Origin of the sequence: Halobacillus faecis (assembly GCF_007991335.1) — a bacterium.
Lineage (GTDB): Bacteria > Bacillota > Bacilli > Bacillales > Halobacillaceae > Halobacillus > Halobacillus faecis.
In genome coordinates, this window is record NZ_BJYD01000004.1 from 87,003 (window position 1) to 103,134 (window position 16,132).

22 protein-coding genes and 1 pseudogene are annotated in these 16,132 nt (G+C 43.8%); 20 read left to right on the forward strand and 3 right to left on the reverse strand.

The annotated features are described in order from the left end of the window. Positions 1–22: 22 nt before the first annotated feature. From HFA01_RS02255 to HFA01_RS02265, 3 genes are all read left to right on the forward strand, one after another. Positions 23–988 carry a DUF294 nucleotidyltransferase-like domain-containing protein gene (locus HFA01_RS02255; RefSeq protein WP_146812954.1) on the forward strand — a complete coding sequence of 322 codons (966 nt, stop codon included), beginning with the start codon at positions 23–25 and terminating at the stop codon, positions 986–988. Next, positions 985–1,707 carry an exonuclease domain-containing protein gene (locus tag HFA01_RS02260; RefSeq protein WP_146812955.1) on the forward strand — a complete coding sequence of 241 codons (723 nt, stop codon included), beginning with the start codon at positions 985–987 and terminating at the stop codon, positions 1,705–1,707. Before HFA01_RS02255 ends, HFA01_RS02260 begins: the two co-directional genes overlap by 4 nt. A 77-nt stretch (positions 1,708–1,784) precedes the next feature. Further along, the gene (locus HFA01_RS02265; RefSeq protein ID WP_146812956.1) at positions 1,785–2,831 is read left to right on the forward strand and encodes a PLL family lectin; all 1,047 of its coding nucleotides are present in this window, start codon (positions 1,785–1,787) and stop codon (positions 2,829–2,831) included. Positions 2,832–2,876: 45 nt separating this feature from the next. Here HFA01_RS02265 and HFA01_RS18770 read toward each other — a convergent pair whose 3' ends face one another. Next, positions 2,877–3,014: a hypothetical protein gene (locus HFA01_RS18770; protein ID WP_167356029.1), complete on the reverse strand. Its 138-nt coding sequence runs from the start codon at positions 3,012–3,014 to the stop codon at positions 2,877–2,879. A gap of 124 nt (positions 3,015–3,138) precedes the next feature. On the opposite strand from HFA01_RS18770, the gene HFA01_RS02270 reads away from it, so the two are divergent. The 5 genes from HFA01_RS02270 to HFA01_RS02285 all read left to right on the forward strand — a co-directional run bounded on the left by HFA01_RS02270 (position 3,139) and on the right by HFA01_RS02285 (position 4,776). Continuing rightward, positions 3,139–3,333: a hypothetical protein gene (locus tag HFA01_RS02270; RefSeq protein WP_146812957.1), complete on the forward strand. Its 195-nt coding sequence runs from the start codon at positions 3,139–3,141 to the stop codon at positions 3,331–3,333. Positions 3,334–3,404: 71 nt separating this feature from the next. Continuing rightward, on the forward strand, positions 3,405–3,881 hold the full coding sequence (locus tag HFA01_RS02275; RefSeq protein ID WP_146812958.1) for an HIT family protein: 477 nt from the start codon (positions 3,405–3,407) through the stop codon (positions 3,879–3,881). Further along, positions 3,874–4,332: a hypothetical protein gene (locus HFA01_RS02280; RefSeq protein ID WP_146812959.1), complete on the forward strand. Its 459-nt coding sequence runs from the start codon at positions 3,874–3,876 to the stop codon at positions 4,330–4,332. The genes HFA01_RS02275 and HFA01_RS02280 overlap by 8 nt, the downstream gene beginning before the upstream one ends. An 11-nt stretch (positions 4,333–4,343) precedes the next feature. Next, positions 4,344–4,505 carry a hypothetical protein gene (locus HFA01_RS18775; protein ID WP_167506131.1) on the forward strand — a complete coding sequence of 54 codons (162 nt, stop codon included), beginning with the start codon at positions 4,344–4,346 and terminating at the stop codon, positions 4,503–4,505. A gap of 1 nt (position 4,506) precedes the next feature. Continuing rightward, positions 4,507–4,776, forward strand: a complete 270-nt coding sequence (locus HFA01_RS02285) for a hypothetical protein (protein ID WP_146812960.1) — start codon at positions 4,507–4,509, stop codon at positions 4,774–4,776. 56 nt (positions 4,777–4,832) lie between these two features. On the opposite strand, the gene HFA01_RS02290 is transcribed toward HFA01_RS02285, so the two are convergent. After that, a complete protein-coding gene (locus tag HFA01_RS02290; RefSeq protein ID WP_146812961.1) occupies positions 4,833–5,831 on the reverse strand; it encodes an LLM class flavin-dependent oxidoreductase in 999 nt (332 codons plus the stop codon). Between the two features lie 157 nt (positions 5,832–5,988). Between HFA01_RS02290 and HFA01_RS02295 the strand changes: the two genes are divergently transcribed. From HFA01_RS02295 to HFA01_RS02320, 7 genes are all read left to right on the forward strand, one after another. Continuing rightward, positions 5,989–6,471, forward strand: coding sequence for a hypothetical protein (locus tag HFA01_RS02295; protein WP_146812962.1), 483 nt, complete (start codon positions 5,989–5,991; stop codon positions 6,469–6,471). A 50-nt stretch (positions 6,472–6,521) separates the two neighbouring features. Continuing rightward, positions 6,522–6,683 carry a hypothetical protein gene (locus HFA01_RS18780; RefSeq protein WP_167506132.1) on the forward strand — a complete coding sequence of 54 codons (162 nt, stop codon included), beginning with the start codon at positions 6,522–6,524 and terminating at the stop codon, positions 6,681–6,683. Between the two features lie 115 nt (positions 6,684–6,798). After that, a complete protein-coding gene (locus tag HFA01_RS02300) occupies positions 6,799–7,491 on the forward strand; it encodes a DUF1538 domain-containing protein (protein ID WP_146812963.1) in 693 nt (230 codons plus the stop codon). Next, a complete protein-coding gene (locus tag HFA01_RS02305) occupies positions 7,488–8,258 on the forward strand; it encodes a DUF1538 domain-containing protein (protein ID WP_146812964.1) in 771 nt (256 codons plus the stop codon). The genes HFA01_RS02300 and HFA01_RS02305 overlap by 4 nt, the downstream gene beginning before the upstream one ends. Further along, complete coding sequence (locus HFA01_RS02310) at positions 8,212–8,940, forward strand: P-II family nitrogen regulator (protein ID WP_146812965.1); 729 nt, start codon at positions 8,212–8,214, stop codon at positions 8,938–8,940. Before HFA01_RS02305 ends, HFA01_RS02310 begins: the two co-directional genes overlap by 47 nt. Before the next feature lie 4 nt (positions 8,941–8,944). Further along, positions 8,945–9,472: a GNAT family N-acetyltransferase gene (locus HFA01_RS02315; protein ID WP_146812966.1), complete on the forward strand. Its 528-nt coding sequence runs from the start codon at positions 8,945–8,947 to the stop codon at positions 9,470–9,472. 69 nt (positions 9,473–9,541) lie between these two features. Further along, positions 9,542–9,940, forward strand: coding sequence for a hypothetical protein (locus tag HFA01_RS02320; RefSeq protein ID WP_146812967.1), 399 nt, complete (start codon positions 9,542–9,544; stop codon positions 9,938–9,940). A gap of 36 nt (positions 9,941–9,976) precedes the next feature. On the opposite strand, the gene HFA01_RS02325 is transcribed toward HFA01_RS02320, so the two are convergent. Then, a complete protein-coding gene (locus HFA01_RS02325; protein WP_146812968.1) occupies positions 9,977–10,162 on the reverse strand; it encodes a hypothetical protein in 186 nt (61 codons plus the stop codon). Between the two features lie 321 nt (positions 10,163–10,483). Between HFA01_RS02325 and HFA01_RS02330 the strand changes: the two genes are divergently transcribed. The 5 genes and pseudogenes from HFA01_RS02330 to HFA01_RS02350 all read left to right on the forward strand — a co-directional run bounded on the left by HFA01_RS02330 (position 10,484) and on the right by HFA01_RS02350 (position 16,085). Beyond that, positions 10,484–11,764 carry an ABC transporter substrate-binding protein gene (locus HFA01_RS02330; RefSeq protein WP_146812969.1) on the forward strand — a complete coding sequence of 427 codons (1,281 nt, stop codon included), beginning with the start codon at positions 10,484–10,486 and terminating at the stop codon, positions 11,762–11,764. Positions 11,765–11,876: 112 nt separating this feature from the next. Continuing rightward, positions 11,877–12,785 (forward strand): carbohydrate ABC transporter permease, encoded by a 909-nt coding sequence (locus HFA01_RS02335; RefSeq protein WP_146813185.1) that lies wholly within the window; start codon positions 11,877–11,879, stop codon positions 12,783–12,785. Beyond that, the gene (locus HFA01_RS02340) at positions 12,782–13,615 is read left to right on the forward strand and encodes a carbohydrate ABC transporter permease (RefSeq protein WP_146812970.1); all 834 of its coding nucleotides are present in this window, start codon (positions 12,782–12,784) and stop codon (positions 13,613–13,615) included. The genes HFA01_RS02335 and HFA01_RS02340 overlap by 4 nt, the downstream gene beginning before the upstream one ends. Before the next feature lie 76 nt (positions 13,616–13,691). Continuing rightward, a pseudogene (locus HFA01_RS02345) lies at positions 13,692–14,708 on the forward strand (LacI family DNA-binding transcriptional regulator); the annotation flags it as partial. Between the two features lie 30 nt (positions 14,709–14,738). After that, positions 14,739–16,085 carry a GH1 family beta-glucosidase gene (locus tag HFA01_RS02350; protein ID WP_146812972.1) on the forward strand — a complete coding sequence of 449 codons (1,347 nt, stop codon included), beginning with the start codon at positions 14,739–14,741 and terminating at the stop codon, positions 16,083–16,085. Positions 16,086–16,132 lie beyond the last annotated feature (47 nt).

The following is a 16,132-nucleotide window of genomic DNA, read 5'->3' on the forward strand; positions in this document are numbered from 1 at the left end:
GTAATCATAAAGGATGGAATGGATGTTTAAGACATATGAAGAAATCAGAGTATGGCGGGAAGACATGATTGAATCTGTGAGTGATGATCATTTGCAGTTGAATGCTTTTCACGATCAATTGATCCACCATACTTTCCATCTGGCAAAAGAAAAGGTTGAACGTGAGCAGGGGCCGACCCCTGCTCCTTTTGCATTTTTTCTGATGGGAAGTGCAGGAAGATACGAGCAGTCGTTATGGAGTGACCAGGATCACGGAATTCTGTTTGATGGGGAAGAAAAACATCAGGATTATTTTTTATTGCTGGGAGAAGAAATCAGAGAAGGGATGGCTATCGTCGGTTATGAAAGGTGTGAAGGGAATGTAATGGCTTCCAATCCTCTATGGTGCCAATCCGTGGACATATTCACCCGGCAGATCTCGGAATGGTTAAGAGAAGCAGAGTGGCAGTCCCTTAGGCATTTTCTTATTTTCTTCGATTCTCGCGTGTTGGTGGGGGAATCAGAACTCTTGCTCAAAGTTAAAGAGGCTTCTTTTGCAGTGCTTGATGAAGAGCCGGAGCTCTTGAAAAGGTTGATGGAAAATGTCAACTATGTAAAAAAAGGTGTAGGAGTTTTTGGGCAGCTGCTGCCGGATTACAGTGGCGAGAAGAAAGGCCATTTCAACTTGAAACAAACGGTCTACTTTCCATACATTAATGCTTTAAGGATCCTATCCCTTTTTCAACATGTTACGAATTCTTCAACGATATCAAGATTCAGGGTGCTGCGTTCCCTCTACCCCTCTCTTTCTGAATATGAAAATGGTTTCCGGCAGTTCCTTCAGCAAAGATTGGAATTGAAAAAAGATGCTGCAAATTATCAAAATGTCCACGTAGTTAAAGTGGAACAATTATCAAAAGAGGAAAAACAGCAGTTGAAAAAGCAGGTCAAGAGCGCTCAAAAGCTGTATCAAATGGCGAAATCCATCATTAAAGAGGATCGCACATGAATCCGTTTGTACAATTTGTAAAGGACTTGTCCGGGAAGATCGGTGGTGGCCTTTCTTCATTGAATCAGAATGATCCATCAAATATGGCCTATTTAAGGAACCTAGAGAGAGAGATGAAGAATGAGAATACTCTCGCCCTCCCTTTTGATGATTTGAGTATTACGGTTTTTGATTTGGAGACGACCGGCTTTTATCCATACAATGGCGATCAAATTTTATCCATAGGAGCTGTGAAAGTAAAAGGAGACCAGATTGTTGATAGCCAAACCTTCTATACTTTGGTTGGGACAGATGCTGAGCCATCCAAGGAAATCGAAGACTTGACGGGGATTACAAGGGAGATGGTTGAAGGTGCGCCTCCTCTACGTGATGCTTTAAAGAGCTTTTTCGATTATGTAAAGGCCGATTTACTTGTCGCTCATCATGCCAATCATGAAAAGCAATTTATGAATCATGCGACATGGATCGCTTTGAGAAAAAGGTTCCAGCATAGAATTGTTGATACAGCCTTCTTGACAAAGGTTCTTCATAAAGAGCAAGAGTTGACGACTTTAGATGAATGTTGTGAGCACTATGGAATTGATATAAAAAAACGCCACCATGCGCTTTATGATAGTTTGGCAACCGCTGAGTTATGGGTGGCCTGTATAAAAAAATTAAAGAAAGAAGGATTCTCTAATTTGAACGAAATTTATGCAAGGCTCGCCACGATGGAATGAGTGCCTGGACCTCTTCATGTTTTTCTTTTTTTCAGCATAAAATTGAGAGGACACCATGAAGGGGGGATCACAGCATCATGTATCCATATGGACCTTATTATTATGGTTATGGAGGACCGCAGGATTATTATGGTTACCGGAGTTATCCTGAGGAAGGTTATGCTCAATATCCATATGTTCCTTATCAGCAGGGCTATTATGGCCAACCTGCGTTTCAAGCATATCCTTATCAAGGAAACAGGTCATTCCATCAATGGAGGGACAGTTGGAAAAGGTGGGAAGACCTCGGTTCACCTCCAAGAGGGTTTAGAGGTTCGCCTTCTGTATCTTCTTGGCAGGCGAATCGGCTGGATTGTTTTGTGAGGGGAAGCGATAACCGTCTCTGGCATAAATGGTGGGATGGATCGAGGTGGCAGGAGTGGGAAGACTTAGGGGCTCCGCGTGGAGGCGTAAGAAGCTCGCCCGGGACTGTGTCGTGGGGACCGAACCGAATTGATTGTTTCGTAAGAGGGACGAACAATCGGATGTGGCACAAATGGTGGGATGGTTCCAGATGGAGAGAATGGGAGGATCTCGGATCACCACCTCCTGGATTTGATGGATCCCCAGCTGTATCTTCGTGGCAGAGGAATCGTCTCGACTGTTTTGTCCAGGGAGACGATAACAATCTCTGGCATAAATGGTGGGATGGATCAAGGTGGAGAGACTGGGAAAACCTTGGTTCACCGAGGGGCGGGGTCCGAAGTTCTCCGGCGGCTGTATCATGGGGGCCGAATCGGATTGATTGTTTTGTCAGAGGAAGAAATGATGTCATGTGGCACAAGTGGTGGGACGGGGCGCGCTGGAGTGAATGGGAAGATCTTGGTTCACCAAGAGGTGGATTTGATGGAGCTCCTGGTGTATCCTCTTGGGCGCAAAACCGTCTGGATTGCTTTGTGCGTGGGGATAATAATCAGCTATGGCATAAATGGTGGGACGGTAGACGCTGGAGAAATTGGGAGAACCTTGGCGCGCCAAGAGGTGGTGTACGTTCCTCGCCAGCAGCTGTCTCATGGGGACGGAACCGGATTGACTGCTTCGTTCGTGGCGCGAATGATCACATGTGGCACAAGTGGTATTCATAATAAAACAAGCAAAAACCTGAGGTACATTCCTCAGGTTTTTCCTGTTTATTCATTCGCTCCAGGACCTTGCTTGGGCCGGTTCTTATTGGTGCGGTGACCGACTTCTTCTTCAATTGGCAGGCTTTCTTTCGGTGTTTTATTGTTCGTTTTCGCTGCGTTCATTTGTGATGTTCTTTTTCCCATCAACATCTACCTCCTCTTATGAGCATAGTTTGTATATAATGGAGAGAGGTAAAACGAGGAAATTTTTTCATCCATGAAACCTTCTATTAGAAAGAAACGTAGGATAGACAGGGAGGCGGCACCATTGAGCCATTGGTTGAAAAGTAAGAAACAAATGTTGAAAAGACGTAGACAAAAAGCGGAGGAATCAAGGATTTTCGACGTGCTGTTTGAATTATTGATTTGGTTCCTTGAGCTGATCATTTCCCCAATACGGCTGGTCGTTTGGTTCATGAAAGGGGTCGGAAGGTTCATCGGTCTTATTTTCGATATTCATTAATAAAACGTTGGTTATCTCGATTTCGAGCCTTTCATATTCGGAATTTAAGATAAAAAATTAGGGGGAATGACATGCGTACAATTACATTATCGAATGGAGAAACGGTGGAAGTGGACTGTCTCAGTTGTGCTTTGACCAGTGGCAAGGTCGAACCTGAAGGGGGAGTCATTGCTGAAACGGAACATTTTCACGCACATCAGGATGTAGCTTATCCAATTAGAGGATTAGTCATCGTCGCTTCCAAACGGCATATCAAGGGCTTGGATGAATTGACAGAAGAAGAACAACCCGATTATATTACTTTCATTGCAAAGATCAGGAAGGCGCAAAGGGAAGTTTTAGGGATTGAAAGTGTGTACTACTTTTATAACGAGGACACGACTCACCACTTCCATTTATGGATGGTGCCCCGTTATGATTGGATGTATCAATTCGGGCGTTCGGTGGAATCTGTCCGTCCTGTTTTGCTTCATGCGAGGAAGAACGAAAAGGATCACACCAACGTGTTGGAAAGCATTCGCATGTTAACAGAGGTATTGAATGAGTAGGTTGATCCTCATGCTCTTCAGCGCTCTCCTTTTTTCAAACACAATGGCCCATGCTTCCGGTCCATTTGTTATCAGTGAGGAAGGCGCAGCCGGCTATTATTATCAAGTGACTAAAGAGGAAAATACATACACATGGTTGATTGAAGGGAAGGATGATTTACTGACCGTGATAGAAACAGAAGAAAATGAAGGTCGTCTTCAATCATTCCGGACAGGTGTAGAAAATGCAAACAGTCATTTGTCTACCCTCTGGATTACAGGCGTGTTTTTTGTCGTCGGCTCAACTCTCACCCTTTATTTATTTAATAAGGAAAGGCGTATGATTAAGGAAGCTTTACCTGTGATCATCGCAGCCCTGTGTATTCCTATTTACATATTGTTTTCCGCTTCCATTGAATTGGGGCATGCGTTGCATGAAACGGAGTATTATTTTCAATCGCTTTTGAAATAGGGGGGAACGGTATGGGCAATATTTTTATGGTGTTCGTTGCTTTTGTCATCTGTTTTAGTATCAGTTCAGTCCTGAATGTATTATTGAAGACTACAAAAAAAAGAGATTGGGCTGTATCGGCCTTGTTGAGTTTTGCATTAGCTCTATTCCTTGGAGGGTTTATAGGAGGGTGATGTGAAGGTGAATGGGATAAGCGGCACGGGACGTCTGCGAATACTAACGATGTTACGATTTATAGTCGGCCTGCTTGTCATCGGTTTGAGTGGGTATGGATTATGGACAGAGGATTTTCGAGCCCTGCCTTTCATGTTGTTGATGTTAGGGTTCTTAATGTTTGTTACAGGAATGGTAGAAATCGAAAAGCGTAGAGGAGCCTATTCAATCGCTCACTTTCTTACCGCTACAGGAGTTTTTGTCTTTCTATTCTATACTTATGTCATGTGAAGGAAGTCCCTCTGTATGGCAGAGGGACTTGTATTTACTAACAAATTTTTTAACCATTATTCACTCATAATCTCAGATACAATTTCATAGGAATGCAAACGAGCGCTGTGGTCATAGATTTGGGAAATGACCATAAGTTCGTCAGCCTCGGTTTCCGCCTGGAATTTCTCCAATTGGTCTCTGACCGTTTCTTTACTTCCGATAATGGAAGCGCCCAGTTGTTGTCTTAGAGCAGCTTTTTCTTGTGCTGTCCAAACTTCATCCATATTATCAACCGGTGGCTGGAGTAAGTGGTTCGTATTTCGTACAAGATTCAAGAATTGTTGCTGCAGGGAGGTTGCCAATTTTTCTGCCTCTTCATCCGTATCTGCGGCAATCACATTGACGCCTACCATGACGTAGGGGTCATCAAGTACTTCTGAAGGTTGAAAACTGGAACGATATAAATTCAAGGCGCCACGCGTATTGTTCGGTGAAAAGTGGCTCGCAAAAGAGAATGGCAGACCAAGTTGACCTGCAAGTTGTGCGCTGAATCCACTCGAACCGAGCAGCCATACCGGGATGTCCAGCCCTTCTCCCGGAATTGCGTGAATATGGTGATCGCCGGCAAAATAGCCTCGTAACTCATCTAGCATAGCAGGGAACTCATTAGGATCGGAGTCCAAGTTTCTCCGTAAAGCCCGTGCAGTCATCCCATCCGTTCCCGGAGCACGTCCAAGACCTAAATCCACACGTCCGGGAAACAGGGTTTCCAGTGTGCCGAATTGTTCTGCAACGACGAGTGGTGCGTGGTTCGGAAGCATTACTCCACCTGAACCGACTCGGATAGAATCCGTATTGTGCAGCACATGACTGATGGCAACGGATGTTGCGGAACTTGCGATAAAAGGCATGTTGTGGTGTTCAGCCATCCAGTACCTTGTGAACCCCCACTTTTCCACGTGTTGAGCAAGGTCCACCGTATTCCGGAAAGAATCCGCAGGCGTCCCCCCCTCGATCACAGGGGCAAGGTCGAGAACTGAGAATTTTGTATTTGTTAATGCTTTTACAGACATAGGATAACCTCTTTTCTAATTCGCTAATAATAGACGGGTATGATCACCCTTCTCTTCTATAACAACACTTATCATATCAAGTGTATTTCGTGACTCAAAATAATTTGTTTGAAACATATTCCAGAATCAGACGTCTACTTTCATAAGGAGGGAGACGATGCGGGTATTGATTGTACTCTGTTGTTTACTTTTCCCATTTTTCTATTTATCTACAACGGCTTCAGCCACATCATGGGCCTACCCTTTTGTCGTCTATGATGGTTTCATTTATGTTGTGGAAGAAGAAGCGACAGAGGTGAAAGTGGGGAAGAGGATTGGCGAGGTGACCGCTTATTCGGATATGCGCCAGTATGATGGAAATTTCTCTAATGTTTTTGAAACAGGAACGGGCTATTTTAAAGTTGTAGGCTATCCCACCACACAAGTGATTGCTGTTAAGGTAGGTGAGGGCGTGTTTAGAAAAGCAGAACGAGAAGCTGCTTACACCTACGTGAGTGAAGGACAGGTAGTGGAGAGCTCTTTTCTGGAAAAAGGGAAACCTGTGGAGCAGAAAGACCTCATCTTCGGTACAGTCGTGTTTGTAAGCTTTCTCGCCTTCGTTGCTGGTGCGCTCTATCTTTTTCAACGTAAAGGGGCGTGAGGATTTAATGCCGGCATGTAGTTATGCTGAACCCATGAAGGAGGATAACTTTGCTGAAAAAACTGAAGAACTTATTTTCACGAAAGTCTTGTGCGATCTGTAAGAAGAAGCCTGTGGACCCGAAGTCGTATTACGATGACGAGGGAGAAGCGGTGCTCGTCTGCAAGTCATGTGTTCCTTATGCTGAACGGAGGGCTATGAGAAAAAGGTAAGTCTATGAACTTTATCATCATTGCATGATTTTGATGATATAATGAATACAGAAAAACTTTCCAGAAACGGAACATCTATATACAAGCTCCTCAACTATTTCGAAGGAGGCTTTAGATGGACAATATTAAAGAGACGTTTCTTGAAGTCGTCCTCTCCATACTTCCCATCACCATCGTCATTACCATCCTTCAATTCACTCTTGTCTGGCTTCCCTTGGACATGTTCTTTCAATTCCTCATTGGCGTTGGGATGGTGGGGGCCGGCCTGGTGTTGTTTTTACTTGGTGTTCATGTCGGTTTGTTACCCATCGGTGAAATGATCGGCTCTGCGTTATCTAAAACGAAGAGAGTCTGGCTGATCGTTTTTTTTGGATTTCTTCTCGGTCTTGTCGTGACCATAGCAGAACCTGACGTCCGTGTGCTTTCATCCCAGGTCGATCAGGTCTCAGGTGGACAGATTCCTATGGACATTCTTATCCTGTCCGTTGCGATCGGAGTAGGTGTGTTTGTCGCCCTTGCTATGTTCAGGATCATCTTCAGTATCAACATCGTTTACCTGCTTGCAGGAGGATATGCGCTTGTCTTTCTCCTGGCAGCCTTTACACCGGATGTTTTCGTCCCGATCTCTTTTGATGCTGGGGGAGTAACCACAGGCCCATTGACAGTGCCGTTTATCCTTTCTCTTGGTGTGGGTGTAGCTGCTGTCATGCGGGGGAAATCTTCATCTGGTGATGGATTTGGACTTGTCGCCTTAGCTTCGATCGGCCCGATCTTATCTGTTCTCCTTTTAGGGGTGATTTATGGGTGAACATTAAAATCTTCGATGGTTTCTGGCATGTCCTGTTTGATGTCGCGACAGCACTCATTCCACTATTCTTCTTATTCCTTCTCTTTCAATTTGCTTTTCTTAAGCTCCCATGGAAAAAGTTACAGGACATCCTGATTGGCTTCCTTTTGACTTATGCAGGTCTTTCCCTCTTTCTGCAAGGGGTTCATATCGGTTTCTTGCCTATCGGAAGCATGATGGGAGAGAAACTTGGGACAATTGAACATACTTGGCTGCTGGTACCGATTGGCTTTGTCCTTGGTTTTGTGGCCATTTATGCAGAGCCTGCGGTCAGTGTGCTTACCCACCAAGTTGAAAAAGTTTCCGGCGGCTATATCCCTCAGAAATTATTACTTTACACACTCTCATTTGGCGTCGGTCTATCAATCGCTCTATCCATGGTTCGCATTTTAATGGGTATTCCGATTTGGTACTTTGTGGTGCCTGGTTACCTGTTCGCCCTAATCATCGTCCGATTCTCTAATAAAACATTTACATCGGTCGCTTTTGACTCTGGCGGCGTCGCTACAGGCCCGATGACCGCCACATTTATACTGAGTCTATTCGTAGGCATTGCCTCTGTTACAGAAGGGCGTGATCCGCTATTGGACGGGTTTGGGATGGTGGCTCTGGTGGCTTTGGCCCCGATTATTTCTGTCCTTACACTAGGTGTGATTTACAGGAGAAAGGAGCAGGAACAATATGACAACGAACAAATCCGGACAAAAGCTCATAGTAACGATCGTTAAAAAAGAAAAAGCTAAAAAAGTCGTCCATGCCTCGACTCTTGCAGGTGCCCAAGGGGGAACCACTTTTTTTGGTAAAGGCTTTAGAATGGATGAAAAGAAACGTTTTCTTGGCATACCTGTGGAACGGGAGCGGGAAGTGATCTTAACTCTTGTTTCTCATTCTATTTACGAGTCGGTCATGGATGCGATCACGCAAGCAGCAAAATTGAACCGACCGAGGCAAGGCATAGGCTTTGTGATCGATACGAAAAACATTAGTGGCATCAATCATATGCTCGGCCTGGGACTTGAACCAGAACAAAATGCAAGTGAGGATGTGATACAGGTGGAGAGTCAGAATTTGTCCTATGATCTCATTGTGACAATCGTCAATAAAGGGGATGCGGAAAAAGTCGTAGATGCTTCTAAAGAAGCTGGCGCAGAGGGTGGTACCATCATCACAGGACGGGGGACAGGTATACATGAAAAGGCGAAGCTTTTCAATATCCTCATCGAACCTGAAAAAGAAGTGGTGCTGACATTGATCGTGAAGGAAAAGTGTGATGGAGTTCTGCGTGCTATTGAACGAGGAGCCAGACTGGATGAGCCGGGCAGAGGGATTGCTTTTGTACTGGATGTCGAACGAACAGTAGGGATCAACCATCTATTAAACCAACAGTGGAGTGAGGAAATGAAGGAGTGACAACATGCAGGTTAGACCGGAGAAGAAAGAGGACTTCCAAGCAATCGAACAAATCATTATACGAGCATTTGAAAACGAGGAGATGAGTGATCAAACCGAACATCAACTAGTAGGGAGGCTGAGGAATTCGGATGCCTATGTCCCTGAACTTTCCCTTGTAGCTGTAGAAAAAGGTGAAATCATAGGTCACCTCATGCTGACGAAAGTAACGATTGGGGAAAATGATTCTTTGAGATCCTTGGCCCTCGCCCCTGTGTCTGTTCATCCTTCTTATCAAAATCAAGGGGTCGGTAAAGCATTAATCGAACACGCATTGAAAAAATCGGGGGAGAAGGATTATGAATCTGTCATCGTCCTTGGACATCCAGGTTATTACTCTAGATTCGGTTTTCAACCGGCCTCCAAGTACGGCATAGTACCCCCTTTTGAAGTTCCTGATGAAGCATTCATGGCCTTTGAACTTAGAAGAAGCGCTTTGACGAAAGTATTTGGGACCGTTCATTATTCCAACGAATTTTTTAAACAATCATGAGCCTTACGAAAAAAAGAAGTTTCCATTTTGAATGATTGAGAGAATGCAGGGGACCAAGGAGGAGAGGGCTTGAAGGGAAAGTTTCTCATCTTTATGTTTGTCGCGTTTGTCCTTCTTGCCGGATGTAATTCTGAAAAAGAGGAGCTGTTGGAAGGAATAACCTCAGGGGTGGAAGGACGTTATAGTGTGCTGGCTTTCAAAAGTGAAAACGGGTCCAGCGAGGCGTTTCAAAATGAGATCAATCAAATATTCAATGATCCTGAAGTATGGGAGAACCGGCTTTATTCATTCAACATTCTAGAGGAAGTGCCGGAAGAACCTTATGATTATAAGAAACTTCTGAATATCAAGGAGTTGCCCCAATATATCGTTTTAGATACGAAAGAAGTGGTTTTCCGTACGACCCACATCAAGGATTTGGAAAGTTTTTTATTGGAGGGTGTCCAACAATCATCTCACGAGCATTAGAAAACGGAAGCTCCTCCGCTTCCGTTTTTTGTGCTTTTAAAAAGGCTTCGTATGTTTAGGGTCTGCTGATTTTTTGGCAGCTCCTTGATCATAATACATTTCTTCATAGGCTTCTTTGTTTTCATTTGCCATATTGACCTGAGGCTGAGCTTTTCTTTTTCTGTCGAAATAGATGGAAAGGGCGATCAATACGATCGGGATTAAAAGTAAGAGCCATAACATGTTTCGTTCCTCCTCAATGTTTTTGGCTTACAGTCTCTCTATTCCCCTTCTATCAGCTTTCATGCTGTTTATGACAAGAAATGCGTCTAAGGAACTGCTCCATGTAATAAATGAAATATATCCTTTATAAGAAATATTAGGAAACCGGTTTACAAAAAACGTGTTTAATTGTGAAAAAATTTGAGAAAAAGTATTGAAAACGGATACATTAGTGGTTTATAATCAAGCTAACCTAATAAATCAATTGATTTTTTTTAAACATTAACGAAACCGGTTTCGTTAATGTAGGGGGAAGAGAAATTAGGCAGGAATACGAAAGGAATGGTGAAAGTGAAAAAGAATTTATTCGTCGTTATGATGTTGGTCTTATCGATGTTCCTTTATGCGTGTAGTAGTGGCGAGGAAGAATCTGCTTCAGGTGAAGGCAAAGTCACTCTTGACTTCTGGGTTTTCGGAGCTACCAACTATGAAGATTTAGCGAAAAAATATGAAAAAGAAAATCCAAATGTCAAAATCAATATCAAGAACTCTGAGCTTGGCGATCACCACGATAGTTTGTTTACATCGATTTCAGCTGGAACAGGCGCTCCGGATTTGACGATGATCGAGGTCGATCAATTGGACCGCTACCGCGAAGCGCAGGATCGTTTTGTTAACTTGTACGACTTAGGTGCAGATGAGATTCAGGATCAATACTTAGATTGGAAATGGCAAATGGCTGAAAATGGAGAAGGAGATTTCTTGTTCGGTTTACCGACAGACATAGGTCCGAAAGCGATGTACTTCCACACAGAAGTGTTTGAAGAAGCTGGACTACCAACTGATCCTGATAAAGTCAGTGAAATGATTTCAACTCCTGATCAATTTGCAGATGCAGCGACAACGGTTTTAGATAAGACAGGAAAACCAATGGTCGACAGTATGGAAATGGCGTTCCGTGCAAACATGGATGCTCTTGAAGTCAGCTACTTCAACCGTGATGGTGAACTATTGATCGGTGAAGCAGATAACGGAGTAAAAGAAGCTTATGACTATGCGGTTGAACTACATGATAAAGGTGTCGTAGGTTCATTCGAAATGTGGACACCCGAGTGGGCGAATGCCTTGAACCAAGGTGGATTTGCTGTTGAGATGGCTCCTGCTTGGTTGAAAGGTTACATGACTGAAAACGCTCCTGAAGGCGCAGGTAAGTGGAGAGTAACGACGCTTCCAACAGACTTTGCAGGAAACTGGGGCGGTTCTTATGTAGCGATTCCTTCTGAGACGAAACATAGTGAAGAAGCGTACAAGTTTGCTAAATGGATGCTTTCTCCTGAAAACCAATTGGAGTCCTTCGTGGAAAGTGGTTTGTTCCCATCTGCTCCAGAAGTGTATGAAATGGAAGAATTTGTGAACAATTCTGATGAGTATTTTGGCGGACAGAACACAGCTGCTTACTTTGCAGAAGCGGCAAAAGAAATTCCTGAAGTTTACAAAGGACCAAAATATGTAACTGTAAACAATGAAGTATTGACAGCTCTACGAAATGTTCAAGAAGGCGCAGATCCTCAAGAAGAATGGGAAGCGGCCGTTGAACGTATTGAAGGTTTAGTGAAACGCTAAGTTTTAAGGGCTGGATGGATTCCATCCGGCCCTCCTACATAAAGGAGGGAATCATGTGGAGAATGTACAAAAACGTCAGCATGCTTCAAAAGTGAAAAAATCCACTACCCAAATGTCTGAAAAGAAAAAAGATATGCTGTCTGGATACTTATATATAGCACCCTTTTTCATCATTTTTGGAATCATCGGTCTTTATCCAGCTGTTTTCAGTATCGTATTAGCTTTCCAGGATTGGAATGGCCTCGGAGAAATGGACTTTGTAGGATTGAGCAACTTTGTTGTCGTCCTTCAGGATCCTCTGTTTTGGAAATCTCTATATAACACCGTCATTATCGGTTTGATGGGGACAGCTCCCCAATTGATCGTCGGAATCATTTTGGCCTACTTTCTTAACATGGCCGTCATTCGTTTTACGAACTTCTTCCGTGTGACGATCTTTATGCCTTATATCACATCCATGGTAGCCGTTGCTCTAGTGTTCGGCGTGTTTTTCAGTAGCAGTGAGACAGCTTTGGCTAACTATGTCATTGGTCTATTCGGAATGGATCCTGTCAGTTGGAAGACATCCGAATGGGGAGCGAAAATCGCGATTTCCTTAATGGTTTTCTGGCGATGGGTAGGATATAACACGATCATCTATTTAGCAGGATTGCAAAGTATTCCGAAAGACTTGTATGAAGCAGCAACGATCGACGGTGCTGGTAAGGTTCAGCAATTCCTTCACATTACGATTCCAATGCTGAAGCCTTTCATTATCCTAACAGTTTTCATGTCCACCGTAGGAGCTCTTCAATTGTTCGCAGAACCAGCGGTATTCTTAGGTTCTTCCGCATTTAACCGAGATGAAGCCATGACTGTTGTTATGTATCTTTATCGTGATGCCTTTAACTTAGGTTCATTTGGAACAGCTTCAGCAACAGCTGTATTACTACTTATCATTATTGTGGGTGCAGCAGCATTGAATACGTGGTTGACTTCTGGAGTCGGTCGTAAGCAGAAAAGGAGGGCCTTTACAAAATGAGAAAAACGAAAGGGTTGAAAAAAGGGACGCTTCCCGTTTATATCATCTTATGGATCGCCTCTATTTTATCCATTTTTCCTTTCTATTGGATGTTTGTCATGGCGACCCAGCCAAGTGCCGCTTACAACTCGATCCCTCCGACACTCTTGCCAGGTGATCAACTTGTAGTAAACTTCATGAAAGTCCTGGATACGATTCCATTCTTTCAGGCGATGTGGAATACCATCCTTTTATGTACCACGGTAACCCTCGCCGTATTATTAATCAGCTCTTTGGCTGGATTCGCATTCGCGAAGTTTGAGTTCCCAGGTAAAAACTTTTTCTTCATCCTTATTCTATTGACTATGGTGATCCCTCCTCAGTTGGGATTGATTCCACAGTTCTATTTGGTTTCCCAATTAGGATGGTTGGATACGTTACTTGGGGCAGGGGTTCTGTTCTTGCTAAATCCGTTGGGCATCTTCTTAATGCGCCAATACATCAGTGAATCTGTACCGGATGAGCTGATGGAAGCAGCAAAACTTGACGGATGTTCTAACTTCAGAATTTTCCGGAGCATCGTGCTTCCCATTATCAAGCCTGCTTTCGCAACTCTAGGAATCATTGTGTTCACGCTTGTATGGGGAGAATTCTTATGGCAGTTTACCGTATTGCGTGACCCAGCGTCCTATACATTGCAAGTAGCGCTCGCATCATTGAATAACGCGTTCCGTGTGGACTTTGGTATGTTGCTTTCAGGTGTATTCTGGGCAACCGTTCCATTGATCATCATCTTCTTGATATTCAATCGCTGGTTCATTTCAAGTATTACAGAAGGGTCGATCAAGTAAATCTATGCCATCCACTCGTAATTGTTGATACAATAGATGGTAATCACAGAGCGGCTAGCTTTTAAGGAGAGAACAAGAGATGGATTTAACAATACGTGACATAGCAAAAATGGCAGGTGTTTCTCCAGCCACTGTTTCTAAAATCATCAACAATTATGGAGGCATCAGTGAATCGACACGAAAGAAAGTCTATAAGATTATCGAAGATACAAAATATCAACCTACATTTTCAGCCAAATCTCTGGCTACGAAAAAATCGAACCTGATCGGTTTGATTTATGCGGGTAAGATCAATGTTGATTTTACTCACCCCTTTTTCAACGAAGTTGTCAATTCATTTAAAAGAGCTGTAGGGTCTTTAGGTTATGACTTGCTATTGTTCTCTAACGAAAAATTTTATAAGGGAGAAAGCAAGTATTTAGAAAGGTGTAAGCATTTCCATGTTGATGGATGCCTGGTCATCGCCGGTGATGAAATTGAAGAGGCTGTCCATGACATTGCGAAAAGCGAGATTCCTTGTATCGGGATTGACTTGAAGCTGGAAGGTCCAAGATCCAGCTATATTATGACAGACAACGCAAAGATCGGGGCGAAAGTCGTCGAGTACCTGTATTTAAATAAAGTCCGCAATATTGCGTACATCGGCGGAAAGCAGGATTCTCTTGTGTCGAGTATCCGGAACATTGGCTTTATTGATGCCATAAACCAATTCGGACTGACGATCAACAAAGACTGGATTTATTACGGCGACTTTTTCGAAGACAGTGGATATGAAGGAATGAAAGAAATTCTAAAAGGAGACCGGCTTCCAGAAGCGGTTTTCGCAGCTTCCGATATGATGGCTCTTGGAGCATTAAAAGCATTGAAGGAAGTAGGATTGTCTGTTCCTGAAGATATCCAATTGATCGGTTGCGATGATATCGAAGCTTGCCGGTACAGTGATCCACCATTGACGACTGTAAAACAAGACAAACAAAAACTAGGAAAACTAGCGGCGTATATGCTTGAAGATTTGATCAAGGACGATCACGACATCCAGGATGTCAAAGTGGACCCAGAGCTGGTGCCACGAGCTTCTACCATAGAACGCTAGACTCCTAAAGATTAACTGGAGGTAAAGGCAATGACAACGATTCAATTTCCTGACAAATTAAAATGGGGCGCAGCGACTGCATCCTACCAGATTGAAGGAGCCGCAAAAGAAGGGGGACGCACCGCGTCTATTTGGGACGTGTTCTCCCACACCCCTGGTAATGTGAAGAACGGGGATCATGGTGATCACGCGTGTAACAGTTACCATATGTATAAAGAAGATGTCCAGCACTTGAAGGAACTCGGTGTCGACATGTACCGCTTTTCCATTTCATGGTCCCGTGTCATTCCTGATGGGACAGGTGAATTGAACCCGGAAGGTGTCGAGTATTACCGCAACTTGATCCAGGAACTGATTGAAAACGGAATTGAGCCGATGATTACGCTCTATCACTGGGATCTTCCTCAAGTCCTGCAGGAAAAAGGTGGATGGGAGAATCGCGAAACGACAGAGGCGTTTTTGGCGTATGCGAATGCGATGTTCCAGGAGTTCGGAGGCCAGGTTAAAAAATGGCTGACCATCAATGAACCTTGGTGTGCATCCTTCTTATCAAACTATCTAGGTATCCACGCCCCAGGAAAAACGAGTTTGCAAGCGGCCGTAGATGTTTCCCATCACCTGTTGCTCGCTCACGGAAAAGCGGTTCAGTCTTTCCGCGACCTTGTACCGGATGGAGAAATCGGATACGCACCAAATGTCGGTTGGCTTGAGCCTTACAGCCCAAATCAAGAAGATATCGATGCATGTAAACGTGGAATGATGTGGCAGAAAGAGTGGTTTATGGACCCCGTGTTCAAAGGTACATACCCAGAAACTTTGGTGAAGTTGTTTGCGGAACACAATGCGACCTTGAACATGGAAGAAGGCGACCTTGAAATCATTTCCCAACCGATCGATATGATGGGAATCAACTATTATACAGGAAGTCTCGGCCGTTACAAGGAAGACGGCGGATTGTTCCAGGTCGAAGAGATTGCACTCGATGAACGCCGCACCGATATCGACTGGCCGATCTATTCGGAAGGTTTTTATAAAACTCTTACAGACCTTCATCAGACGTATGGGGACGTTCCGATCTACATCACAGAAAACGGCGCGTGCTATAACCATGGAGTAGAAGAAGATGGGAAGGTACACGATAAAGAGCGCGTGGATTACCTGAAACAACACTTAACCGCTTTGAACCGCGCAATGGAAGCTGGCGTACCGATCGTCGGTTATATCGTATGGTCACTTCTTGATAATTTCGAATGGGCAGAAGGTTACGAGAAAAGGTTCGGGATCATCCATGTGAACTTTGAGACGTTTGAGCGTACAAGAAAGGATAGTTACTACTGGTTCAAAGAAACAGTGGAGAATCACAGCTTCGAAAGATAAAAATTTTTTGACCTTAAGGGAAACCGGTTTCGTTCTATTCAATATAG